The sequence below is a fragment of the Nocardioides alkalitolerans DSM 16699 genome (assembly GCF_000426525.1).
GTDB classification, from domain to species: Bacteria; Actinomycetota; Actinomycetes; order Propionibacteriales; family Nocardioidaceae; genus Nocardioides; species Nocardioides alkalitolerans.
On the sequence record NZ_AUFN01000014.1, the window covers coordinates 34,543 to 57,028 of the forward strand.

Below are 22,486 nucleotides of genomic sequence, written 5' to 3' on the forward strand. Positions count from 1 at the left end.
GTCAGACCTGCGCGCGCGAGGAGATCGCGGCGGCGACCCGCTCGATGGCCTCGTCGATCGGGACGCCGTTGTCCTGGCGCCCGTCGCGGTAGCGGAACGACACCGCGCCGGCGGCGACGTCGTCGTGACCCGCGATCACCATGAACGGCACCTTCTGCAGCTGCGCGTTGCGGATCTTCTTCTGCATGCGGTCGGTCGAGTCGTCGACCTCGACGCGGATGCCGCGCGCCTTCATCTGCTTCGCCACGTCGTACAGGTAGTCCTCGTGGTCGGCGGCCACGGGGATGCCCTGCACCTGGACCGGGGCGAGCCAGGGCGGGAACGCGCCGGCGTAGTGCTCCACCAGCACGCCGAGGAACCGCTCGATCGAGCCGAACTTCGCCGAGTGGATCATCACCGGCTGCTTGCGCGTGCCGTCGGCGGCCTGGTAGGTGAGGTCGAAGCCCTGGGGCTGGTTGAAGTCGTACTGGATCGTCGACATCTGCCAGGTGCGGCCGATCGCGTCCTTCGCCTGCACCGAGACCTTGGGGCCGTAGAACGCGGCGCCGCCCGGGTCGGGCACGAGGTCGAGACCCGACTCCTCGCACGCCGTGCGGAGCACGTCGGTGGCGTTGTCCCACTGCTCCTGCGAGCCGACGAACTTGTCGGGCTTGGAGTCGTCACGGGTCGACAGCTCGAGGTAGAAGTCGTCCAGCCCGAAGTCGCGCAGCAGCCCGAGCACGAAGTCGAGCAGGTGCTTGATCTCGCCCGGCGCCTGCTCCTCGGTGACGTAGGAGTGCGAGTCGTCCTGGGCGAACCCGCGCACGCGGGTCAGGCCGTGGATGACGCCCGACTTCTCGTAGCGGTAGACGTGGCCGAACTCGAAGAGCCGCAGCGGCAGCTCGCGGTAGGACCGTCCGCGCGACCGGAAGATCAGGTTGTGCATCGGGCAGTTCATGGCCTTGAGGTAGTAGTTCGCACCCTCGAACTCCATCGGCGGGAACATGCCGTCGGCGTAGTAGGGCAGGTGCCCCGAGAGGTGGAACGTCTGCTCCTTGGAGATGTGGGGGGTGCCGACGTAGTCGAAGCCCTCCTCGATGTGCCGACGGCGGACGTAGTCCTCCATCTCGCGCTTGATCACCCCGCCCTTGGGGTGGAAGACCGGCAGGCCGGAGCCGATCTCGTCGGGGAAGCTGAAGAGGTCGAGGTCGCGGCCGAGCTTGCGGTGGTCGCGCTTCTCGGCCTCGGCGATGCGCTCCAGGTAGGCCTCGAGCGCCTCCTTCGACTCCCACGCGGTGCCGTAGATGCGCTGCAGCTGCTTGTTCTTCTCGTCGCCGCGCCAGTAGGCCGCGGCCGAGCGCATCAGCTTGAACGCCGGGATGCGCTTGGTGGTGGGCAGGTGCGGGCCGCGGCAGAGGTCCTTCCAGGCGACCTCGCCCGACCGGTTGATGTTGTCGTAGATCGTCAGCTCGCCCGCGCCGACCTCGACGCTCGCACCCTCGGCGGCGTCGTCCGACCTCCCGGACCCCTTGAGCCCGATGAGCTCGAGCTTGTAGGGCTCGTCGACGAGCTCGGTGAGGGCGTCGGCGTCGGTGGTGACGCGGCGGGAGAACCGCTGGTTCTCCTTGATGATCTTGCGCATCCGCGACTCGATCTTGTCGAGGTCGGCGGGCTGGAACGGCGTGGGCACGTCGAAGTCGTAGTAGAAGCCGTCGGTGATCGGCGGGCCGATGCCGAGCTTCGCCTCGGGGAAGAGGTCCTGGACCGCCTGCGCCATCACGTGCGCGGCGGAGTGCCGCAGGATGTCGTGGCCGTCCGCCGAGTCGATGGCCACGCCCTCGACCTCGTCGCCGGCGGCGAGCTCGTAGGAGAGGTCCTTGAGGTCGCCCCCGACGCGGGCCGCGACGACGTCGGCGTCGTCGCTGAACAGCTCCCAGGCCTTGGTGCCCGTCGTGACCGTCCGCTCCTCACGCGCGTCGGCGTGGATGCGGGTGATCAAGATGTCGGACACAGGGGTGCTCCTGGGGTCTCGGTGGGTACGGCGGACGTCCGCGCGCCGGTGCGGCGGACCGGGCACGATGCTATCGGCACCCGGCCACGCCCTTCCCCCCGGTTTCGCCCCGGCGCGGCCACGTCCCGCCGTACCCTGCCGTGGTGAAGCAGCCCGTCCAGCGCTCCAGCGCCCCGCCCGTCGACCGTTGCGCGCTGTGCCGCGTGCCCGTGGACCTCACCGACGGCATGACCGTGCGGCTCCAGCTCGCCCGCGGACTGGACGACGGGGTCAAGGACCCCGAGCGCGGCACGGAGACGGCCGCGCAGTGGAGCCGGTACTACGGCGCCAGCTTCTGCGACCTCGAGCACGCCCGGACCTGGATGGCGGACGCCGACCTGCCGCCCCACACCTGGACGAAGGGCGGCGAGGAGCTCGGCAACCTCGCGGCGATCGCCTTCATGGTGGTGGTCGCCGCCGTCCTGGGTCTCGTCGGGTACGGCGGCTACCACCTCTGGCTCGAGCTGTTCTGAGCCCCGGGCCCGGCCGCCCTCAGGCCATGTCGCGGTAGCGCTGCGCCGCCGCGAGCTTCTCCGCGAGCAGCTCCGGGGTGGCGGGACGCGGGTGCTCCCAGTCGTCGCCGTCGACGTAGACCCCGGCGTACGCCGTCGTGTCCCGCTGGTAGCGCCAGCCCTCGGCCAGCGGACCCACGTCGTACGCGTCGTAGCCCAGCGAGTCGAGCAGCTCGGCGACCTCCGCCTTGGCGGCCATGTCGTCGCCCGCGATGGCCAGGACGCTGCGGTCCTCCGCGCCGCTCGGGCGGGCCAGCGAGAGCAGGTGCTCGAAGTAGATGTTGTTGAAGCCCTTCACGACCGACGACTCCGGCAGGTGGGCCTGCAGCAGCTCGCTCGTCGTGGTGCTCTCGTCGTCGAGCTCGGCGATGTGGCCGTCGCGCTCCGGGTAGTAGTTGTTCGTGTCGATGACGACCTTGCCGCGCAGCGGCTCCTCCGGCACCTCGCGGTAGGCCTTCAGGGGCACCGTGACGACGACGATGTCGCCCGCCTCGGCGGCCTCCTGCGCCGTCGCCGCGCGCGCGTGGTCGCCGAGCTCCGCGACGAGGTCGTCGAGCGTCTCCGGCCCGCGGCTGTTGCTCAGCACGACGTCGTGGCCGGCCGCGACCGCGAGACGCGCGACGGTGCTGCCGATGTTCCCTGCTCCGATGAGTCCGATGGTGGTCATGAGGGTGGAACGGGCGCGGGGGCGCCGTGATTCCGACCGGTGGGGTGAATCCGGGGGCGCCCGTGCCGCGGGACGCCTAGGTTCGTGCGGGTGGACGAGAAGGGTGCCGGCGACGAGCCGCCCGGCGCACGGCGCGACCGGGCCCGTCAGGATGACGCCGGCTGCGCGGTGTGCGGGCGCAAGGTCGACCTGCGGGACGGGACCGCCGTGCGGCTCTTCCTCTCCCGGGGCTACGACCCGCGGGAGGACGAGGACCTTGAGGACGCGTACGACGCGGACTGGGTCGACCGACGGACGGCCTCGTTCTGCTCGGCCGCCCACGCGACGGACTGGATGCGTGCGGCCGAGCTCGCCGACGAGGACTGGGTCCCGCGGGCCGAGGGCGTTGCCGACGAGGACCACCTCGGTTGCTTCCTCGGGTTCCTGCTCCTGGTGCTGACCGGCCTGGTGCTCGTGGTCGTCGGCCTCGTCACCGTCGTCCGGGCGCTCGGCTGAGCAGCTGGCTCAGACGCTCGCCGAGAACCCGCCGTCGGTGCGGAGCAGCTGCCCGGAGACCCAGCGGCCCTCCGGGGAGATCAGGAACCCGACCACGCCGGCGATGTCGGCGGGCGTCCCGAGGCGGCCGAGCGGGTGGTAGGGCTCGAGCGAGCCCCGGAGGTCGTCGTCCATCCACCCGGTGTCGATCGGGCCGGGGTTGACGACGTTCGCCGAGATCCCCCGGGGTCCGAGCTCGCGGGCGGCCGAGATCACGATGCGGTCGAGGGCGCCCTTGGACGCGCCGTACGGCAGGTTGCCCGTCGTGTGGTCGCTGGTGAGCGCGACCACGGCGCCGCCACCCTCCGGCACCTGCCGCGCGAAGGCGGCGATGAGCAGGAGGCTGGCGCGGGCGTTGACGGCGACGTGGCGGTCGAAGCTCTCGGCGGTGGTGTCGAGGATGCCCGACTCGACGCCGTGCGCGTGGCTGAGCACGAGGGCGCTGATCGGGCCGTGGTCCCGCACGACCGCCCGGACCAGCTCGTCGGGTCCGGTGGCGGTGGCGAGGTCGCACGGGTAGTCGGCGCCGTCGAGGTCGCTGGTGGCGACCTCCCAGCCGCGGGCGGACAGGCGCGGCGCGAGGCCGGCGGCGATGCTCGTGGACCGGGCGGCGCCGGTGAGGAGGACGAGGGGCACGCGCCGACAGTAGTCAGCCCGGCGTGCCCGGGCGACGACGGCCGGCGCGGGGGGCGGACCTAGACCGGGAAGACCACGCCGAGCTGGCGCCGTACCTCGTCGAGCTGGCCCATCAGGGTCAGCGTCTGTGCGTGCGGCACGAGCGGGCTCTCGGTGAGGCCGGCGGCCAGGCACCGCTCGACCTCGACGATCTCGTTGCCGTAGCCCGAGCCGATCACGGGCTCGGCGCCCTCGATCCGCACCGGGTCACCCCCGCCCACCGGTGTGAACACGGCGCTCTCGGGGTGGTGGAACGGCGGCGTCAGCTCGAGGAGACCGCGGTCGGTGGCGACGCTGGCGGTCCGACCCGACCACGACGTCATGGAGGCTGTCATCGTGGCCAGCGCACCGCCCGGGTAGGAGCCGACCACGGCGGTGTCGAGGTCGATGCCCCGGTCCGACAACGTGGCGCGGCCGGTGAGGCCCTCCGCCTCGCCGAGCAGCAGGTGGGCCAGCGTCAGCGGGTAGATGCCCATGTCGAGCAGCGCGCTCGCCCCCAGCGCCGGGTCGAGGAGCCGGTCGCCCGGGTCGGCGTCGACGACGAAGCCGAGCTCGGCGTGGAGGTGGCGCGGAGTGCCGAGCTCGCCGGACGCCAGCCGCTCGGCGACCGCGCGCACGACGGGGTGCGTCGCCGTCCACATGGCCTCCATGAAGAACAGGCCCCGCTCGACCGCCAGCCCGATCATCTCCACGGAGGCCGCCCGGTCGAGCGCCACCGGCTTCTCGCAGAGCACGTGCTTGCCGGCCTCGAGCGCGATCCGGACGTGCTCGGGGTGCAGCGAGTGGGGCGACGCGACGTACACGACGTCGACCCCCTCGTCGGCGACGAGCGCCTCGTAGGAGGCGTGGGCGCGCGGGATGCCGAACTCGGCGGCGAAGGCCGACGCGCTCTCGGCGCTGCGTGAGCCGACAGCGACGGCCTCGGCCCCCGGCACCAGCGCCAGGTCACGCACGAAGCTGCGCGCGATCTTGCCGGTCGCGAGGATTCCCCAGTTGCTCATGTGTCGCTCTCTTCCGCTCCGGTGCGTGACGTGGCGGTCAGCCTGCCAGACGCCTCGCGCGCCACCGGTCACCTCCGCGTCGAGAACCCTCGGCTCGACGGCACCGTCGCCGCGACCGCCGGCCCGAGCACGCACGCGACGGAGCAGCCGACGAGCACGGCGGTCGCGCCGTACGCGTCGACCAGCGGCACGATCAGCGCGAGCCCGACGGGGGCGAGGCCGTAGGAGACCAGGAAGTCCAGGGACGACACCCGCGAGAGCCGGTCGGCCGGGACCTCCCGCTGGATGGCGGTGAACCACGGCACGTTGAACAGCTCGATGCCGACGCCGGCGACCGCGTACGCCGCCAGCACCACCACCGGCTGCGAGGGGACGAGCAGGGAGAGCGGGCTGAGGGCGTAGAGGCCGAGCCCGGCCAGGGCGACCCAGCCGGCGGACCTCGGTCGCCACCGGGCGACGAGCAGGCCACCCGCGAGGGCGCCCACGGTGTACGCCGTCACCGCCGAGGCCAGGAGCGTGGCGGAGCCGTCCGTCTCGCGGCTCACCAGCGGCAGGACGACCGCGGTGACGGAGTAGCCGGTCATGATCACCGTCGTCAGCGCGCCCAGCCCGGCGAGGAACCAGGGGTGCCGCCGGGCCTCGGCGACGCCCTCGAGGAAGTCGCGGCCGAGACCGTGCCCTGACGGCGGACCCACCGGCACGACGCGGTCCGGGTGGGGCGGCACCAGCGACGCCAGCAGCCACAGCCCCGCCAGCACGAGCAGCATCGGCGCGACGCCCATGGCGGCTGCTCCGAGCGCGGCGAGCGCCGGACCGACGAGCACGCTGACCCGGACGGCGACCGACACGGCCGCGTTGGCGGCCTGGCGCCGGTCCTCGCTCACCACGGCCGGGACGAGTGCCTGGAAGGCCGGACGGCAGGCGCCCTGGCCCGCCCCGGCGAGGAAGGCGCCCGCGGCGGTCACGGCGGGCCCGGCGTCCGGACCGGCGTCCAGACCGACCGCGACGACCACGCACGCGGCCCCGGCCAGCACGCCTGACCAGGTGACGACCCCACGCGGCGAGCGGCGGTCCGCGACCACCCCCGCGGCGGGCAGCACGACGAGGAAGCCGAGGGTGCGGGCGGCGAGCGCGAGCCCGAGGCCGGTCGCCGAGAGCGCGCCCTCGACGACGGCGATGCCGAGCACGAACGGGAGCGCCCACGTCGCCAGGCCCGACGCGGTCGTCCCCACCCACAGCCGCAGGAAGGCTCCGGTGAGGACCGACCCCTCCCGCTCACGCATCGTGGGACGCTCCCCCGCACGACGCCGACGGACGATCCGTCACCCGGGGACGCTCAGTCGATCCAGGAGTTGCCGGGCAGCTCGTCGAGCGACGTGATGTCGATGGTGGGCGCGATGTCGGACTCCGGCGCGAGACCGAAGTGCTCGACCGCGCGCCGTACCCACTCGGCGGCGTCGATGTTGAGCGGCCCCGACACCCACATGGCGTACGGGAGGTTGACGAACCGCTCCTCCTGCACCGCCTCCAGGTTGCGCGACGCCGGGTTGGCCTGCAGCACGGCGACCTTGTCCTCGTAGGACTGGCCCGGGTAGTCGACGAAGAAGATGAGGTCCGGGTCGGCGGCGGCGAGGGTCTCCCAGCCGACCTCCGTCCAGGTGTCCTCGACGTCCGCGGTCGCGCTGGTGACGCCGGCCGCGTCGAAGATGGCCTGCGGTCCGCCGAACGAGCCCGAGGTGAAGATCGCGTCGGTGCCGGAGTCGAAGAGGAACGCCGTGGGCGCCTCCGCGGGCTGCGGCGCCTCCGCCAGCGCCGTACGTCGCTGCTCGATATCGGCGACGACCTCCTCGGCGGTCTCGCTGTGGCCCGTGAGCTCGCCGATGTTGCGCAGGTCGGTGGTGAGCGCCGTCCAGGCGTCCATGGTGCCGCGGGCGCCGTCGTCCTGCTGGCAGGTCTCGCTCAGGAGGTAGGTCTCGATGTCGCGCTCGTGGAGCATCTCCGGCAGGAGGTTGCGCGACTCGCTGAATCCGTAGCCGTAGCCCGCGAACATCATCTGCGGGTTCACCGCCAGCACGTTCTCGAGCGTGGGGAACTGCTCGCCGACCACGGTCAGCTCGTCGACGCGGTCGTCGGGGTAGGCCAGCTCGAGCAGGTCCTCGTCGCGCTCCATGCCGGTGACGGCGACGAGCTCGTCGCGGGCCCCGGCGGCCAGCGCGATGGAGATGATGCCGCCGTCGTAGGCGTAGAGCTCGGTGATCGGCGCGTCGACGGTGACGTCCTCGCCGCAGTTCTCCACGGTGATGGCGCCCTCCCCCGCCGCCTCGTCACCGCCGTCGTCGGCGGCGCAGGCGGAGAGGACCGAGGCGCCCAGGGCGAGGGCGGCGAGACCGACGAGGCGGGCTCGGGTACGGCGGGGGCGCAGCGCGCGGGGGCCGCTCGGCAGGGGTGCGGTCATGACGAGGAGGTGTCCTCTCGGGGGTGGATGAGCAGGTGGGGCTGATCGAGGTGGGGGTGCGGCACCTGGACGGAGCCGACCCCGAAGTGCGTGTGCACGTGGTGGCGGTCGAGGACGTCGACGGGGCGTCCGACGGCCACGACACCGGCGGGCTCGCGGGCGCGGTCGGCGCCGGGCGGCCAGCCGACGACCACGAGGGTGTCGAAGAAGCGCAGGGCCAGGTCGAGGTCGTGGATGCTCGCGACGAGCGTGCCGGGGCGTTCGGCGAGCAGCTCGAGGAGCCGCAGCTGCCAGGCCACGTCGAGGTGGTTGGTGGGCTCGTCGAGCACCATGACGGGGCACTGCTGGGCGAGACCGCGGGCGAGCACGGCGCGCCGTCGCTCCCCGCCGGAGAGCTGGTCGCACGGGCTGTCGACCCGGTCGCCGAGGCCCACGGCGTCGAGGGCGGCGAGCACGGTCGCGCGCTCCCCCGCTCCTCCCCGCGCCCACGGCCGGGTCTGGGGCACGCGGCCGAGGGCGACCATCTCCCCCACCAGCAGCTCGGCGGCGACCACCTCCTCCTGCGGCACGAAGGCCAGGCGGCGGGCCCGCTCGCGCGACGAGACGTCGTGGCTGTCCTGCAGCGTCCCCTCCGCGTCGGCGATGGAGAGGTCACCCGCGCTGGGGTGCAGCACCCCGGCGAGCACCCGCAGCAGGGTGGACTTGCCGGCTCCGTTGACCCCGACGACGCCCACGCGCCGACCGTTCGGCACGTCGAGGTCGACGTCCCGGAGGATCTCGCGCCCGCCGAGGCGGGCCGTGACGCCCCGCAGGCGCAGGGCCACGCCGCCGGTCCCGGCCCCGTTCCCGGTCGTGTCCCCGGTCCCGGCGACGGGTGCGACGGGTGCGGCCTTCTGCCGGCGCCTCATCGCTCGCCCCCGAAGCGGTACTGGCCGCGGCCCATCAGCAGCAGGAACAGCGGTGCGCCGACCACGCCGGTGACGACGCCGAGCGGGATCTCCTGCGGGCGTACGGCGAGGCGCGCGAGCACGTCGACCCACAGCAGGAAGAGCCCGCCCCCGAGGGCGGCCACCGGCAGCACGACCCGGTGACGCGCACCGACGACGAGCCGGGCCGCGTGGGGCACGATCAGGCCGACGAACCCGATCCCGCCGCTCACCGCGACGAGCACGCCGACGAGCACCGCGAGGCCGACGAACAGGGTGATCCGAAGGCCGGCGACGTTCACGCCGAGGGCCGCGGCGGTCTCCGGGCCGGCGGCCAGCGCGTCCATCCAGCGGTGGATCGCCAGCATCGCGAGGGCGGCGATCGCGACCACGAGGGCGGGGATCCAGAGCTTGATCCAGGTGGCGCCGCCGACGCTGCCGAGCATCCAGAACATCACCGAGTTGGCGGCCCGCGGGTCGTCGCTGAGGAAGACGAGGAACGAAGCGATGGCGGAGAGCCCCGAGGAGAGCACCACCCCGGTCAGCACGAGACGCAGCGGGGTCAATCCGCCCTGTGCGGTGGCGACCAGCCACACGAGCACGGCCGACGCGATCGCACCCAGCAGCGCGCCCGTCGAGATGGCGTAGATGCCCAGCGCCCCCAGCACTCCGGTCGTGATGACCGCGGTCGCGCCGACGGACGCGCCCGAGCTGATGCCCAGGAGGTAGGGATCGGCGAGCGGGTTGCGCACCAGCGTCTGCATGCCGGCGCCCGCCACGGCGAGCCCGGCCCCGACGACGACCGCCAGCAGGGCCCGTGGCAGGCGGAGCTCCCAGACGATCACGTCCCACCGCCCGGGCTCGTCGCCGGTGAACCGGTCCGTGACCGTGGTGACGACCTCGCCGACGGGGATGGGCTCCGACCCGAACGCGAGCGACACGACGACGCTCACCAGGAGGAGCAGCACCAGCACGACCACCAGTGGCCAGAACGGCAACCGTCGGCGCGTGCGCGGCGCTCGCGACTTCTTCCCGTGGCTCACGCCGGCGCCCCCGAGGTGCGGGGCATGGGGCGGGAGGGGTACGCACGACGCTCGTGGTGGTACGACGACACGGGTTCCACGCTGGGAGGCCTCTCGGGTCTAGGCCCCTGGTCGCGAGGGTCCATGACGAACACGTGAGCCGACAGGTTTTCGGACTCGGGTTCACCCGGCGACATCGCCTTCCCAGAGCTGGTGGCTCCAGTGGCGTCGTGATGTCGCCGTCGCCCTCACCGCTGCGCGCCAGTCCCGGAGTTGCACCGGAGTTCCCTGGCATCCACTCGGATGCGTTCGACTCGGGAGGGACGCTAACACGAGTGGTCGGCCGAGAAATGACGAAACCGCCCCTGACCTGCGTCAGCAGGTCGGAGGCGGTCTCTCGAGGTGGGCGATACTGGGTTCGAACCAGTGACCTCTTCGGTGTGAACGAAGCGCGCTACCACTGCGCCAATCGCCCGTGCGGTGCGGTCGCATACGTTAGCGCAACCGCCCGACGAACTCACAACCTGGGTACGGCGCGTCCCGCGACGACCCACCCGCAGCTCGTGATCAGGGGTCGATGTCCTGCGGCTCCCGCTCGCGCCAGGCCTCCTGGGCGCGCTCCGTGATGGGCCCCGGAGCGGGGAACCGGCGCTCGCCCCACTGGTGCACGGCCTGGACGTCGCGCGTGGTGCTCACGAGGAAGACCTCGTCGGCCTGCTCCGCCACCTCGATCGGCTCGTCGACCTCGCGACCGCCGAACCACTCGAGCACGAGCGCGCGGGTGACGCCGGCGAGGCAGCCGCTCGCGAGGGTCGGCGTCCGCAGCTCGCCCTCGACCACGTAGAAGACGTTCGACCCCGTGCCCTCGCAGAGGTCCCCCGCCGTGTTCGCGAAGATCGCCTCGCTGCCACCCCGCTCGACGGCGTGGGCGAGCGCGACGACGTTCTCGGCGTACGACGTGGTCTTCAGCCCCGAGACCGCCCCGTGCTCGTTGCGCCGCCACGGCACGGTGACGACCGACGTCGACACCGGGAAGGGCTGCATCGACACCGCGGAGACCAGGAGGGTCGGTGCGGCGTCGCCACGGCCGGACCCCAGCGGCGCCGGTCCGCCGGTCACGGTGACCCGCAGGCGGCCGAAGTCGACGTGCTCGGCCGCCAGGACGGCATCGATGCCACTGCGGACCGCGTCGACGTCCACACCCGTCAGACCGAGGCCGTCGGCCGAGGTCTGGAGACGGTCGAGGTGGCGCGTGAGCGCGAAGGGCCGGCCGTCGAGGACCTTGATGGACTCGAACACCCCGTCCCCCACCGTCACGCCGTGGTCGGTGGCCACCAGCGCGGGTTCGTCGGCGTTCTCGAGCAGTCGTCCGTTCACCCAGGTCTGCATCGCGCCATCGTAGGACGGCGATCTCAAGGCCCCCGGACAAGCGCACCGCGAGCCGTCTCGACACGAAAACCCCGGAACGACGGGCTCGTTCACCTCCGCGCCACGCCGTCAGGACCCTGATTTTGCACGACCCCACCGATCCGCTAATGTTCTCGACGCACGCCGGACCGGCGGAAACAACGGCCCGGAGCATGCGGACATAGCTCAGTTGGTAGAGCGCAACCTTGCCAAGGTTGAGGTCGCGAGTTCGAGTCTCGTTGTCCGCTCGGAGAAGGTCGAAGCCTCCACGGTGGAGTGGCCGAGAGGCGAGGCAACGGACTGCAAATCCGTCTACACGGGTTCAAATCCCGTCTCCACCTCGACTTCCACGATCCCCCCACGGGATTGCTGGACTTCTAGGGCGATTGGCGCAGTGGTAGCGCGCTTCCTTGACACGGAAGAGGTCACTGGTTCAAACCCAGTATCGCCCACCAGAGTTCCGCCAGATCAGACCCCGTACCGGCTCCGCCGGGACGGGGTCTTTCTCGTTCACCGACCCATCCAGGTGATCAGCCCGCCTCCACCGCGTCGTCGCGCTGCAGCCGACTCCTCAACCACGCGCGCTCCATCGGGCTCAGGTGGCGGATGCGGTGCCGCAGCACCGACAGCTCGACCCCGAGCGCCGCGGCAGCCTCCTGGGGGCTCGCGGCCCGCGCCAGCGCGTCGCCCACGAGTCGGACGTCGGTGAGCGAGACGAGGGCCGCGTCGCGTCGTACGCGCTGCTCGTCCAGATCGACGGGCTGGCCCGCGGCGCGGTGGACGGGCCTGCGGGACGACGCCGTACGGCGCAGGACGGTCGAGGGCCGGTCGCGTCGGGTCGTGCGGTGCGAGATGTCCATGAGCGGGACAGTAGGGGCGACCACCGACAACGGCCCCCGGGCGGCTGCGGCGTGCGCGTGCCGATGGCAGGGTGAGGCCATGAGCACCTTCACGGTCGCCCGCACCGACGGGCTGACGACCACCTACGCGGGCAAGTACAACCTCAGCGACGGCGGGGTCCTCTCGGTGATGCCGTACGACGGCAAGCCGGTCGTCTTCTCCCCGTCGGGCTGGGCGACGCTGGAGATCGACGAGGACTGACCCGCGCTGGGTCAGTCTCGCGGCAGCCTCCACACGGTGCGGATCGAGCGGGCATCGCGCACCGGACGCAGGCCGGCCAGCACCAGGTTCTCGCCCGGCAGCGTGACGAGCACCGTCGAGCCGTCACTGGTGAGACCGTGCACCCGCACGGCCGTGCGCTCCACGAGCACCCGGGGCGGCACGGCGCTCTCCATCTCCGCCCAGATGGCGTACCAGCGCTCGGCCAGCCGCGGATCGGTCGGCACCGGGCCCATCTCGGGCCGCTCGTAGCGGGCCTTCCGGAGCAACCTCGCGTCCCCCGACACGGGCACGACGAGCGGCAGGTGGGCGAACGGAGCGTCGTGCTCGCCGGCGTCGACGGCGAAGAGGGCCAGGGTCGCTCCCCCGGCGTCGGACGCCGGCGGGTCCAGCGCCCAGCGCGCCTCCACCCGTAGCCCCGCGGGCGCCGACGCCGCCGTGGCGGTCACCATCCGACGCCGCCAGGCCGGGGCGACCGCCACCAGCACCACGAGCCCGAGCGCGGCGCCGGTGACGTTGAGCAGCATCTCCCAGCCGCCCTCCGGGTCGGCGTCGCCGAGCGGGTACGTCGGGCGCCCGCCCTCCGGGTCGACCACCATCGTCACGGGGTCACCCAGGTCGAGGTCCTCGAGCTCGGGGTCGTAGACGCTGAACGTGTGCTCCTCCCCCCGTCCGTCGTCGGTCGGCAGGGCGACCGTCACCTCGTCCCACTCGGTGTCGACGTCGACCACGACGCCGACCCGCTCCTCGGAACGGGGCACGGCGGCGTCACGCCAGGCGCCGTACCCGACCGCTGCGGCGACCAGCGCCACGAGCGCGAGGACCGCGCACAGCGCCAGCACGGCCCGCCAGCGCGGCCAGGGCACCCGGTCGACCCGCACCCGTCCGCTGCGGTAGCGCGGCCCGTTCCAGAAGGCCGTCGAGGCCTGCCGACGGCGGAGGACCGCGTCGTACGCGAGCACCAGGGTCCAGACGACGCCAGCCACGAGGTCCGGCAGGGAGTTCCAGAGCCCGTAGCCCGCGAAGCCGAGCCCGGCGATCGCGTACGCCGCCAGCCGCGGAGCCGTCCACGCGCCGACGACGAGGGCGACGCCCATACCGAAGCCGACCGCTTGGCCCACCCAGCGCAGCGAGAGCAGCTCCGGCACGGTGTCGGGGTAGTCGACGGGTGTCCCGACGAGGGCGTCGAGGGCGAGGATCGCCACCAGCGTCACCCACGGACCCACCGTGAAGACCGATGTCGGCAGCCGTCGTGCCCACAGCACGGCCTGGGTGCGGGTCAGCTCGGGGCCGCGCTGGTGGTCCTGCAGCCGGTTCACGCGATGCCTCGCGCGGCGGGCAGGGTGAACGCGATCTCGGTCCCCCGCCCGTGCGGGTTGTCGTGCACGGTGATCGTGCCGCCGTGGCGGTCGACGATCCGGCGGCAGATCGCGAGGCCGAGGCCGGTGCCCGTGTAGGCGGTGGCGTGGGCGCGGTAGAACTGCTGGAAGACGAGGTCCTTCGCGGCGTCGGGGATGCCGACGCCCTGATCGGTGACGCGGACGAGCACCATGCCGCCGTCGACCGCCTCGCCGCTCACCGTGACGACCGGCTCCTCGCCGGGCACGACGTACTTCAGAGCGTTGCCCACGAGGTTGTCCAGCAGCTGCCGCAGCATGCCGCGGTCACCGTGCACCGCCGGCAGCTCGAGGACGGTCACGCCACCGGCGGCGTCGCGCCCGTCCACCACGTCGCGGGCGAGCTCGGTGAGCGGGACGTCGGCCAGCTCGAGCGCCGCGTCCTGGCTGGTGGCGTGCTGCAGCAGGTGTCGGATGAGGCTGCGCATGCGCGTCGACGCCGACCCGATCTTGGTGACGGCCTGGGCCGTGAGGGCGCGCGGCGGCGTGCCGCCGTCCTCCAGCTCCTCGTCCAGCATCTCCACCCAGCCGTCGACGGCGGCCAGCGGGTTCTTGAGGTCGTGGGCCACGACGCCGGCGAACGCCGACAGCTCGAGACGCTGCTGGTGCTCCGCGGTGATGTCGCGGACCACCACGACCGCCCGGGCGGGCTCGCCCGGCGTGGTGGGCAGCGGGATGGCCGCGACGTCGACCACGACGTCCGGTGAACCGTCGTCCGGCCGCATGGTCAACCGGTCCCGCGCCTCCGTGCCCGCGAGCGCAAGGGTCGAGGGGTAGCGCTCGGGGGGCACGCGGCGGCCCTCCGCGTCGTACGGCGCCCGCTCGCTGCCGTCGGTCGGGTAGACCATCTCGGCGGCGGGGTTGCGCAGCAGGATCCGGCCACCGGCCTCGACGACCATGACGCCCTCGTGCATCTGGTCGATGATCGCGCGCAGGAGACCCGACTGGGCGGCGGCCGCGCGCTCGGCCCGACGGACACCGGCGAGCAGCGAGCGGCGCTCGTCCCGGCCGACGCCGAGGGTGAGTCCGGCGGCGACGACGACGCTCACGAAGGCCTGCGCGATGAGGGCACCGAGCCGACCGTCGGAGGTCGTCGCGAACGGACCGACGCCCCTCAGGGTGAAGACGACGACCGCGACGCCCGCTGCCAGACCGTGGGCCGCGGCCAGCGCGGTCGAGAAGCGCAGCGCGGCCCAGGCGGTCGCGAGCAGCAGGGGGAAGGCCAGCGGCAGCTGGCTGGGCACGAACGCGACGACGTAGACCACCACCGACGCGACGACGAGCAGCACGCCCTCGAGCGGCCCGCCCTCGTCGGCAGGCCGGGACGGGCGTCGCCGGGCGACCGCGCGGGCGATGACGAGCACGGTCGGCACGACCACGACGCCGCTCGAGACGTCACGGCCGACGAGGAGGGCGGCCTCGACGACGTCGACCCGGCCGTCCACGACCCACACCCCGAGCGCGCTGACGAGCGCGCCCACGAGCCCCCCGACGATCGTCGCCGTCGCGAGGCGCACCAGCGTCGACGTGGTGGCGACGGCCCCGTCGCCGCCGACCCCCCACAGGTGGGGGCACCAGCGGCGGACCAGCAGGACCGTGAGCCCGACCTGCACCAGCAGACCGACGACCAGCACGGTGAGCCTCGGGACAGGCACCTGGCTCACGAGTCCGACGCCCGCCAGGATGACGGTCAGGACGCCGGCGTCGACGCTCACCGGGGACGCACGCCGCATGAGCATCCAGACGACGGCGGTCCCGGCCGCGGGCACGGCGAGGGAGACCCCGCCGGTCTCGATGGCGGTCAGGCGCCCGAGCACGACCGTGACGAGCACGGCCACGGAGAAGAGGGGCAGCCACGGCCAGGCCGGCAGGGCCACGGCACCGGGAGGGCCCTGGGGGGCGGACGCGCGCGCACGGCGCACGACGGGGCGCTGTCGTGCGTCGACCGCAGCCGGCACCGGGTCGATCGGCCCACCGACGGACGGCGCCGCCGGAGACGCCGTCATCGCACCGTCCCCACCGCGATCACGACTCCTCAGCCGTCGTCTCGCCGTGCGTGCCCGGGCGCGGCGCCCAGGGCAGCTCGGCCGCCGGGCGGACCACGATCAGGTGGTCGCCGCGGGCCAGCTGGGTGACGACCGGGTCGAAGTAGCGGTAGACGCGCTCGTCGCGGACGACGGCGATCACCTGGTCGGGCAGCGACTGCGGCTGCTTGCCGACCTCCGAGACCAGCAGCTCGCGCTCCGCGACCTCGAGACCGTCGCCGTACGTCAGCAGGTCCTCCATGACGGTGCCGAGCGCGGGCGAGAGCGACGAGAGGCCCAGGAGGCGTCCGACGGCGTCGGACGAGGTGATGACGGAGTCGGCGCCGCTCTGCTTCATGAGCGAGACGTTCTCCTGCTCGCGCACCGCGGTGACGATGAACGCCTCGGGGTTGAGCTGGCGCACCGTGAGGGTGGCGAGCACGTTGGTGTCGTCGCGGTCGGTCGTGATGATGACCTGCGACGCCGTGGCGACCCGGGCGCGACGCAGCACCTCACGACGCGTGGCGTCGCCGGTGACGATCGCGAGGCCGTCGGTGTGGGCGTCCTCCATGGCGGACTGGCGGGGGTCGACGACGACGACGTCGTCGCGGCTCCGGCCGTTCTTCGCGAGGGTGTCGACGGCGCGGCGGCCCTTGGTGCCGTACCCGATCACCACGACGTGGTCGTGCTCGGCCATCCTCTTCCTCCACCGGGCGACCCGGAACATCTCGCGGCCCTGGGAGGCGAGCACCTCCAGGGTGGTACCGATGAGCAGCACCAGGAACCCGATGCGCGCCGGCGTGATGATGAAGGCGTTCACCAGCCGGGCCCCGGTGCTGACGGGCGCGATGTCGCCGTACCCGGTCGTGCTCAGCGTGACGGTCGTGTAGTAGATCGCGTCGATGAAGCTGACGGCCTTGGTCGGGTCGTTGTTGTCGACGTAGCCCTCACGGTCCACGTAGACGAGCAGCACCGTGCCGACCAGGATCCCCAGCGCCGCGAGCAGCCGCTTCGACAGCTCGAACCACGGGGAGCGCTGACGCTCGGGGAGCGCCACGCGGCCACGGGAGGCCACCACGGGCTGAGCGCTGTCCGACACGCGTAGAACCTAGTCCACGACGTCGCCGTAGATGAGCACGTTGGCCGATCCGTCGGCGTCGGCCGGGTCACCGGCGGTGGAGTGGAGGACGAACTCGAACGCGGCACCCGTCGGGGGGTCCTCGGCGGTGGGCGGGCGCATCCAGCGGCCGCACACCTCGCCGTCCTCCGCGAGCTCGCTGTCGGCGACGGCGTCGCCACCGAGGCACAGGGTGCTTCCCGAGCGGTCGAACGACACGACCTCCGCCGTGCGCAGCTCCGGGTCGTCGGCCGTCACCACCACGCCCAGCAGGTAGCCGACGGCGAGGCAGATCACGCCGCCGAGGGCGACGACGGGTCGGGGGAGGTTCACGTTCGCCACGCGGTTCACTCTTTCACGGTGCGGCGCGACGGCAGCAGCCTCCCCAGCTCGCGCCGCGCGGTCGCGGTCGTGAGCTGGGGGAAGACGGTGTCGAAGGCGGCGTTGACCGCCGCCCCGATGAGCACCGCGATGGAGAGCAGGTAGAGCCAGATGAGCACGTAGATCGGCGCGGCCAGCGGCCCGAAGATCGAGTTCGACTCCGCCGACGTGACCGTCAGGCCCCAGCGCAGCGCGTAGGAGCCGAAGATCCAGCACATCAGCGTGAACACCGCGCCGGGCAGGTTGAAGGTCCATTTCGTCCGCACGGGGACGGCCACGTGGTAGAGGGTGGCGAGGAAGCAGATGCCGAGCACCAGCACCGTCGGCCAGTAGAAGCCGATGAGGAACTCGAGGCGCTGCGGGGCCCACGACGCCAGCAGCGACGGCCCGGCCACCACCAGGGGCAGCGTGACGGCGCCGATGAGCAGGCCCAGCAGGTAGAGCCCGAACGACAGCGCCCGGGTCGCGACGATCCCGCGCTTGCCGCCGAGCCCGTGCATGATCGTGATGGTGTCGACGAACACGTTGAGCGCACGCGAGCCCGACCAGAGCGCGAGCACGAAGCCGATCGAGATCACGTCGAAGCGGCCGCCCTCGAGCACCTCGTCGATCGTCGGCACGACGATGCGGTCGACCGCCGACTCCGTCAGCGCCCGCGAGGCCAGCTCGACCACGAACGAGCGCACCTCGTCGATCTCCGCGTCGGAGAACCGCTCGGAGACGTAGCCGATCGCCCCCGCCAGCGCGAACACCAGCGGCGGCACGGAGAGGATCGCGAAGAACGCGGCCTCCGCGGCGAGCCCCGTCACGCGGTGGCGCAGGCACGACCCGACGGTGGCGACGACCAGGCGCCAGAGCAGGTGGCCGACCCGGGCGGCCGGTCCTCGCGTACGGCGCGGCGCGGGCGCCGTGGTGACCCCGGCTGCGGGCGGGGGCGCGGACGTGGCCGGGTCCGCCGTACGGGCGGAGGCCTCGGAGTCACGCGGGTCACCCGGGTCACCCGGGTCACGCGGGTCGGGAGGGCCCGCGGGGAGGTCGGAGGGGTCCGCCGGGGCGCCGGGTGACGGCGAGGCGGGGGCGGACATGCCCCACACCGTAGTCATCGGGGACGGTCGACGACCGGACCCGCGCCGGACGCGCAGGTGCCCTCCGGCCGATCGGCCGGAGGGCACCAGGGACAGCGTGACGCGGGTCGTCAGCGAGTCGTCAGCGGGCGCTGAGCTCGCGGTCGCCGGGGATGTCGCCCTTGGCGAGGGCGACCTGGGCGCCGGCCTTGGCCTCGGTGGCGACCTTCTCCGGGTCCTCGGTGAGGTCGGAGCCGTGGTCGTCGACCATCGTCTCCTCGTCGAACGGGCTGCGACCCGAGACCGCGGCGTCGAACTGGGCGCGGTCGAGGCCGCCCGTCCAGTGGCCGATGAGCACGGTGGCGACGGCGTTGCCGGCGAAGTTGGTGACGGCGCGGGCCTCGGACATGAAGCGGTCGATGCCGAGGATGAGGCCGACACCGTCGACGAGCTCGGGGCGGTGCGAGCTGAGGCCGCCGGCGAGGGTCGCCAGGCCGGCACCGGTCACGCCGGCCGCGCCCTTGGAGGCGATCATCATGAAGACGAGGAGCGAGATCTGCTCGCCGATGCTCAGCGGGTCGCCCATCGCCGAGGCGATGAAGAGCGACGCCATCGTGAGGTAGATCGCGGTGCCGTCGAGGTTGAACGAGTAGCCGGTCGGCACGACCACGCCCACGGTGGGCTTGTCGACGCCGGCGTGCTCCATCTTGGCGATCAGGCGGGGCAGGGCCGACTCGGAGGAGGAGGTCGAGACGATGAGCAGGAACTCGCGACCGAGGTACTTCAGCAGCGAGAAGATGTTGATGCCGGTCGAGACCTTGAGCAGCGTGCCGAGCACGACGAAGACGAACAGCGCGCAGGTGACGTAGAAGCCGACCATGAGGAGCGCGAGGCTCTTGAGCGCGCCGAGGCCGGTCGCGCCGACGACGGCCGCGATCGCTGCGAAGGCGCCGACCGGGGCGGCCCACATGATCATCGCGAGCACGCGGAAGACGAGCTTCTGGATGTAGCCGACGCCCTTGAGGATCGGCTCGCCCGAGCGACCCATCGCCTGGAGGGCGAAGCCGACGAGCAGGGCGACGAAGAGGGTCTGGAGGACCTCGCCGGACGTCAGCGCGGAGACCAGCGAGGTCGGAATGATGCCGGTGAGGAACTCGATGGTGCTGCCGTGCGAGGCACCGGCGGCGATCTCGGAGCCCGAGTCGGCCATCGCCGGGGTGACAGTGAGGCCATCGCCGGCGTGGATGAAGTTGCCGACGACCATGCCGATCGCGAGGGCGAACGTCGACATGCCGACGAAGTAGCCGAGCGCGAGGCCGCCGACCTTGCCGACCTTCGCCGCGCTGCGGATCGAGCCGACACCGAGGACGATGGTGCAGAAGATGACCGGCTGGATCATCATCTTGATGAGGGCGACGAACGCCTTGCCGACCGGCTCGAGCTCGACGGCGAACCCGGGGAAGATCGCGCCGACGGCGATGCCGAGGACCACTGCGATGATCACGGCGACGTAGAGGTAGTGGGTGCGGTTCTTGCGCCGTACCGGCGCCTGTCCTGCGGTGGTCGTGCTGCTCATCGCTGCTCCTGGTTGCTCGGGTCCCGCTGCGCGAGGGGACGTCCGTCACACTGTGGGGCCGTCTGTGACCGCGGTCACCGTTGTGGTCGTTGTGTTCGTGACGGCGGCCACTCGCACGGCAGCCCGGGCGTCCAAGGCCGGCTGCGGCACAATGCGCGGCATGTCCCGCCCCCGCGTCGAGAGGTCCGGCCCGCAGCAGCTGCTGCCCGACCGGGCACCCGGCCGACGACGGGAGTCACCGGTGGCCCGGCAGGTGCTCCTGCTCCAGCTGGTGGTCGTGCTCGTGCTGGTGGCCACGGCCGTCGTGCTCGCCGCCGTCGACGCCCAGCGCGACACGCGGGAGGCGGCCACCGACCGCGCGGTGGTCGTCGCGGAGTCCATCGCCGACTCCCCCGGCGTGCTCGCCGCTCTCGACGACCCCGACCCGGGCGCCGCCCTGCAGCCGTGGACGACCCTCGTCGAGGACGACGCCGTCGTCGACTTCGTCGTCGTGATGAGCCCCGACCTCATCCGCTACACCCACCCGGACCCCGACCGCGTCGGCGAGCGCTTCGTCGGCGACACGGGCGACGCGCTCGACGGCGAGGTCTTCACGCAGGAGTACGTCGGCACGCTGGGCCCGTCGGTGCGCGCGGTCGTGCCGGTGCTGGCCGACGGGGAGGACGGCGAGGTGGTCGCCCTCGTCGCGGTGGGCGTCAGCGTCGACCGCATCTCCGACGCCGTCCGGGCCGACCTGATGTGGGTCGCGCTGGCCGCCGTACCGGTGCTCGGGGTCGGCATCGCCGGGGCCGTGCTGGTCGCACGCCGGCTCCGTCGCCAGACCCACGGCCTGGGCGAGCGGGAGATGGCGCGGATGTACGAGTACTACGCCGCCGTGCTCGGCGCGGTCCAGGAGGGCCTCCTCCTCGTCGACAGCCAGGCCCGCGTGACCCTCGTCAACGACGAGGCCCGGCGGCTCCTGGACCTCCCCGACGACGTGGTCGGTCGGCCGCTGCGCGACCTGGGCCTCCCCCCGGGCCTGGTGGCGGCCGTGGCCGAGGGCCGGGCCAGCAGCGACGACCTCTACGTCACCGGTGACAAGGTGCTCGTCGTGAGCTCCTCCCCCGCGACCTGGGCCGGCGCCGAGGTCGGTGCCGTCGTCACCCTGCGCGACCGCACCGACCTGCAGACCGTCACCGGCGAGCTCGACGTCGTCCGCGGGCTGACCGAGTCGCTGCGCGCGCAGAACCACGAGGCCGCCAACCGCCTCCACACCGTGGTGTCGCTCGTGGAGATGGGCCGGCCCAACGAGGCCGTCGACTTCGCCACCGAGGAGCTGCAGGTGGCCCAGCTGCTGACCGACCGCGTGCTGGCCGCCACCGGCGACCCCGTGCTCGCCGCCCTCCTGCTCGGCAAGACGGCCGAGGCGGCGGAGCGCGGCATCGAGCTCCGCCTCACCGGCACCGTGCCGACGGCGCTCCCGGTGTCGTCGCGCGACATCATCACGGTCGTGGGCAACCTGGTCGACAACGCGCTCGACGCCGTCCAGGGCGGCGCCGACCCCGCGCGGCGGCGGGTGGTCGCCGTACGGCTGGACGGCGGCGACGGTCCGGACGCGGGGTCCGGGTTGCGCGTCACCGTCGGCGACAGCGGCCCCGGGCTCACCGACGACGAGGCCGCCCACGCGCTGGAGCGCGGCTGGTCGACCAAGGCCAGCCCGGCCGGCAGCGGCGGGCGCGGGCTGGGCCTCGCGCTCGTGGCCCAGGTCGCCCGGCGGCACGGCGGCACCCTGGACGTGGGGGTCTCCGAGCTGGGCGGCGCCGAGTTCGTCGTACGCCTGCCCGCTCCCCCCGCCGGCTCCCCGGTGGACGCCGCGTGAGCGCGGTCCGCGTGCTCGTCGTCGAGGACGAGGCCACCGCCGCGCAGGCGCACGCCGAGTACGTCGGCCGCGTCGACGGCTTCGAGGTCGTCGCCGTGGCGCGGTCGGCGGGCGACGCCGCGCGGGTGCTGGGCCGGGAGCCCGTCGACCTCGTGCTGCTCGACATGCACCTGCCCGACGGGCACGGCCTCGGCCTGGTGCGCAGCATGCGGGCGGCCGGCCACCTCTGCGACATCATCGCGGTGACGTCGGCCCGGGACGCGGACGTCGTGCGCCAGGCCGTCGCGCACGGGGTCGTGCTCTACCTGCTCAAGCCGTTCACCTACCCGACCTTCCGCGCCAAGCTCGAGCAGTACGCCGCCTACCGCGCCAGCCTCGCCGGCGGCGGCCAGGAGTTCGCGCAGGAGGAGGTCGACGGCCTGCTCGGCTCGCTGCGCGCGCCCGTGGCCGCCCCGCTGCCGAAGGGCATGAGCGCCGAGACGCTGCGGGACGTCACCCAGGCGGTCCGGCAGGCCGACCGGGCCCTGTCGGCCACCGAGGTCGCGGAACGCGTCGGCGCCTCGCGCGTCACGGCGCGGCGCTACCTCGAGCACCTCGCCGACGCCGGCCGGCTCGAGCGGGCCCCTCGGTACGGCGGGACCGGCCGCCCCGAGGTCGAGTACCGCTGGCGCGGCTGACGACCCGGCAGGTCAGCGACGCGAGGTGGCACCGAGCCGGCAGTC

General features: G+C 73.1%; 21 protein-coding genes, 4 tRNA genes and 1 riboswitch. Of the genes, 8 read left to right on the plus strand and 17 right to left on the minus strand.

Annotated elements, in window-relative coordinates; all coding sequences use genetic code 11:
- Window position 1 precedes the first annotated feature (1 nt).
- Window positions 2-1,990 (minus strand): threonine--tRNA ligase, encoded by a 1,989-nt coding sequence (gene thrS / locus K329_RS0113645; protein ID WP_028473489.1) that lies wholly within the window; start codon window positions 1,988-1,990, stop codon window positions 2-4.
- Between the two features lie 143 nt (window positions 1,991-2,133).
- Between thrS and K329_RS0113650 the strand changes: the two genes are divergently transcribed.
- Complete coding sequence (locus K329_RS0113650; RefSeq protein WP_157571731.1) at window positions 2,134-2,502, plus strand: hypothetical protein; 369 nt, start codon at window positions 2,134-2,136, stop codon at window positions 2,500-2,502.
- Window positions 2,503-2,521: 19 nt separating this feature from the next.
- Here the strand turns inward: K329_RS0113650 and K329_RS0113655 are convergent, their stop codons facing one another.
- Window positions 2,522-3,361: an NADPH-dependent F420 reductase gene (locus tag K329_RS0113655; protein WP_342665408.1), complete on the minus strand. Its 840-nt coding sequence runs from the start codon at window positions 3,359-3,361 to the stop codon at window positions 2,522-2,524.
- On the opposite strand from K329_RS0113655, the gene K329_RS0113660 reads away from it, so the two are divergent.
- A complete protein-coding gene (locus tag K329_RS0113660; protein ID WP_028473492.1) occupies window positions 3,299-3,703 on the plus strand; it encodes a hypothetical protein in 405 nt (134 codons plus the stop codon). The two genes, K329_RS0113655 and K329_RS0113660, sit on opposite strands and share 63 nt — an antisense overlap.
- A gap of 9 nt (window positions 3,704-3,712) precedes the next feature.
- On the opposite strand, the gene K329_RS0113665 is transcribed toward K329_RS0113660, so the two are convergent.
- The 8 genes from K329_RS0113665 to K329_RS0113700 all read right to left on the minus strand — a co-directional run bounded on the left by K329_RS0113665 (window position 3,713) and on the right by K329_RS0113700 (window position 11,210).
- Window positions 3,713-4,378: an SDR family oxidoreductase gene (locus tag K329_RS0113665; RefSeq protein WP_028473493.1), complete on the minus strand. Its 666-nt coding sequence runs from the start codon at window positions 4,376-4,378 to the stop codon at window positions 3,713-3,715.
- 59 nt (window positions 4,379-4,437) lie between these two features.
- Window positions 4,438-5,418 (minus strand): Gfo/Idh/MocA family protein, encoded by a 981-nt coding sequence (locus tag K329_RS0113670; RefSeq protein ID WP_028473494.1) that lies wholly within the window; start codon window positions 5,416-5,418, stop codon window positions 4,438-4,440.
- A gap of 68 nt (window positions 5,419-5,486) precedes the next feature.
- Window positions 5,487-6,701 carry an MFS transporter gene (locus K329_RS0113675; protein ID WP_028473495.1) on the minus strand — a complete coding sequence of 405 codons (1,215 nt, stop codon included), beginning with the start codon at window positions 6,699-6,701 and terminating at the stop codon, window positions 5,487-5,489.
- A gap of 53 nt (window positions 6,702-6,754) precedes the next feature.
- Window positions 6,755-7,873, minus strand: a complete 1,119-nt coding sequence (locus K329_RS0113680) for an ABC transporter substrate-binding protein (protein ID WP_084541285.1) — start codon at window positions 7,871-7,873, stop codon at window positions 6,755-6,757.
- The gene (locus K329_RS0113685) at window positions 7,870-8,781 is read right to left on the minus strand and encodes an ABC transporter ATP-binding protein (RefSeq protein ID WP_084541286.1); all 912 of its coding nucleotides are present in this window, start codon (window positions 8,779-8,781) and stop codon (window positions 7,870-7,872) included. The genes K329_RS0113680 and K329_RS0113685 overlap by 4 nt, the downstream gene beginning before the upstream one ends.
- On the minus strand, window positions 8,778-9,842 hold the full coding sequence (locus K329_RS0113690) for a FecCD family ABC transporter permease (RefSeq protein WP_052336880.1): 1,065 nt from the start codon (window positions 9,840-9,842) through the stop codon (window positions 8,778-8,780). Before K329_RS0113690 ends, K329_RS0113685 begins: the two co-directional genes overlap by 4 nt.
- 124 nt (window positions 9,843-9,966) lie before the next feature.
- A riboswitch (cobalamin riboswitch) is annotated at window positions 9,967-10,150 on the minus strand.
- A 74-nt stretch (window positions 10,151-10,224) separates the two neighbouring features.
- Window positions 10,225-10,296 (minus strand) — tRNA-Val (locus tag K329_RS0113695).
- A gap of 92 nt (window positions 10,297-10,388) precedes the next feature.
- The gene (locus tag K329_RS0113700; RefSeq protein ID WP_028473499.1) at window positions 10,389-11,210 is read right to left on the minus strand and encodes an aminotransferase class IV; all 822 of its coding nucleotides are present in this window, start codon (window positions 11,208-11,210) and stop codon (window positions 10,389-10,391) included.
- Window positions 11,211-11,403: 193 nt separating this feature from the next.
- Here K329_RS0113700 and K329_RS0113705 point away from each other — a divergent pair.
- The 3 genes from K329_RS0113705 (at window position 11,404) to K329_RS0113715 (ending at window position 11,683) form a co-directional block, all read left to right on the plus strand.
- A tRNA-Gly gene (locus K329_RS0113705) sits at window positions 11,404-11,476 on the plus strand.
- A 22-nt stretch (window positions 11,477-11,498) separates the two neighbouring features.
- Window positions 11,499-11,569 (plus strand) — tRNA-Cys (locus K329_RS0113710).
- Between the two features lie 39 nt (window positions 11,570-11,608).
- Window positions 11,609-11,683: transfer RNA gene (locus tag K329_RS0113715), tRNA-Val, on the plus strand.
- A 75-nt stretch (window positions 11,684-11,758) separates the two neighbouring features.
- Here the strand turns inward: K329_RS0113715 and K329_RS0113720 are convergent.
- The gene (locus K329_RS0113720; protein ID WP_028473500.1) at window positions 11,759-12,088 is read right to left on the minus strand and encodes a hypothetical protein; all 330 of its coding nucleotides are present in this window, start codon (window positions 12,086-12,088) and stop codon (window positions 11,759-11,761) included.
- Between the two features lie 79 nt (window positions 12,089-12,167).
- On the opposite strand from K329_RS0113720, the gene K329_RS30925 reads away from it, so the two are divergent.
- Window positions 12,168-12,329, plus strand: a complete 162-nt coding sequence (locus K329_RS30925; protein WP_157571732.1) for a hypothetical protein — start codon at window positions 12,168-12,170, stop codon at window positions 12,327-12,329.
- 11 nt (window positions 12,330-12,340) lie between these two features.
- Here the strand turns inward: K329_RS30925 and K329_RS0113730 are convergent, their stop codons facing one another.
- The 6 genes from K329_RS0113730 to K329_RS26800 all read right to left on the minus strand — a co-directional run bounded on the left by K329_RS0113730 (window position 12,341) and on the right by K329_RS26800 (window position 19,906).
- Complete coding sequence (locus tag K329_RS0113730) at window positions 12,341-13,666, minus strand: hypothetical protein (RefSeq protein ID WP_028473501.1); 1,326 nt, start codon at window positions 13,664-13,666, stop codon at window positions 12,341-12,343.
- Complete coding sequence (locus K329_RS26785) at window positions 13,663-15,750, minus strand: sensor histidine kinase (RefSeq protein ID WP_052336881.1); 2,088 nt, start codon at window positions 15,748-15,750, stop codon at window positions 13,663-13,665. The genes K329_RS0113730 and K329_RS26785 overlap by 4 nt, the downstream gene beginning before the upstream one ends.
- Before the next feature lie 19 nt (window positions 15,751-15,769).
- Window positions 15,770-16,867: a potassium channel family protein gene (locus K329_RS26790; RefSeq protein WP_052336882.1), complete on the minus strand. Its 1,098-nt coding sequence runs from the start codon at window positions 16,865-16,867 to the stop codon at window positions 15,770-15,772.
- A 9-nt stretch (window positions 16,868-16,876) separates the two neighbouring features.
- On the minus strand, window positions 16,877-17,227 hold the full coding sequence (locus K329_RS0113745) for a hypothetical protein (RefSeq protein ID WP_157571733.1): 351 nt from the start codon (window positions 17,225-17,227) through the stop codon (window positions 16,877-16,879).
- A 5-nt stretch (window positions 17,228-17,232) separates the two neighbouring features.
- Window positions 17,233-18,351, minus strand: coding sequence for a YihY/virulence factor BrkB family protein (locus tag K329_RS26795; RefSeq protein ID WP_157571734.1), 1,119 nt, complete (start codon window positions 18,349-18,351; stop codon window positions 17,233-17,235).
- A gap of 121 nt (window positions 18,352-18,472) precedes the next feature.
- A complete protein-coding gene (locus K329_RS26800) occupies window positions 18,473-19,906 on the minus strand; it encodes a cation:dicarboxylate symporter family transporter (protein ID WP_052336883.1) in 1,434 nt (477 codons plus the stop codon).
- Between the two features lie 160 nt (window positions 19,907-20,066).
- Here K329_RS26800 and K329_RS26805 point away from each other — a divergent pair, with 160 nt between their 5' ends.
- Window positions 20,067-21,764: a sensor histidine kinase gene (locus tag K329_RS26805; protein WP_157571735.1), complete on the plus strand. Its 1,698-nt coding sequence runs from the start codon at window positions 20,067-20,069 to the stop codon at window positions 21,762-21,764.
- A complete protein-coding gene (locus tag K329_RS0113765) occupies window positions 21,761-22,441 on the plus strand; it encodes a response regulator (protein WP_028473503.1) in 681 nt (226 codons plus the stop codon). Before K329_RS26805 ends, K329_RS0113765 begins: the two co-directional genes overlap by 4 nt.
- The last annotated feature ends 45 nt before the right edge of the window (window positions 22,442-22,486 follow it).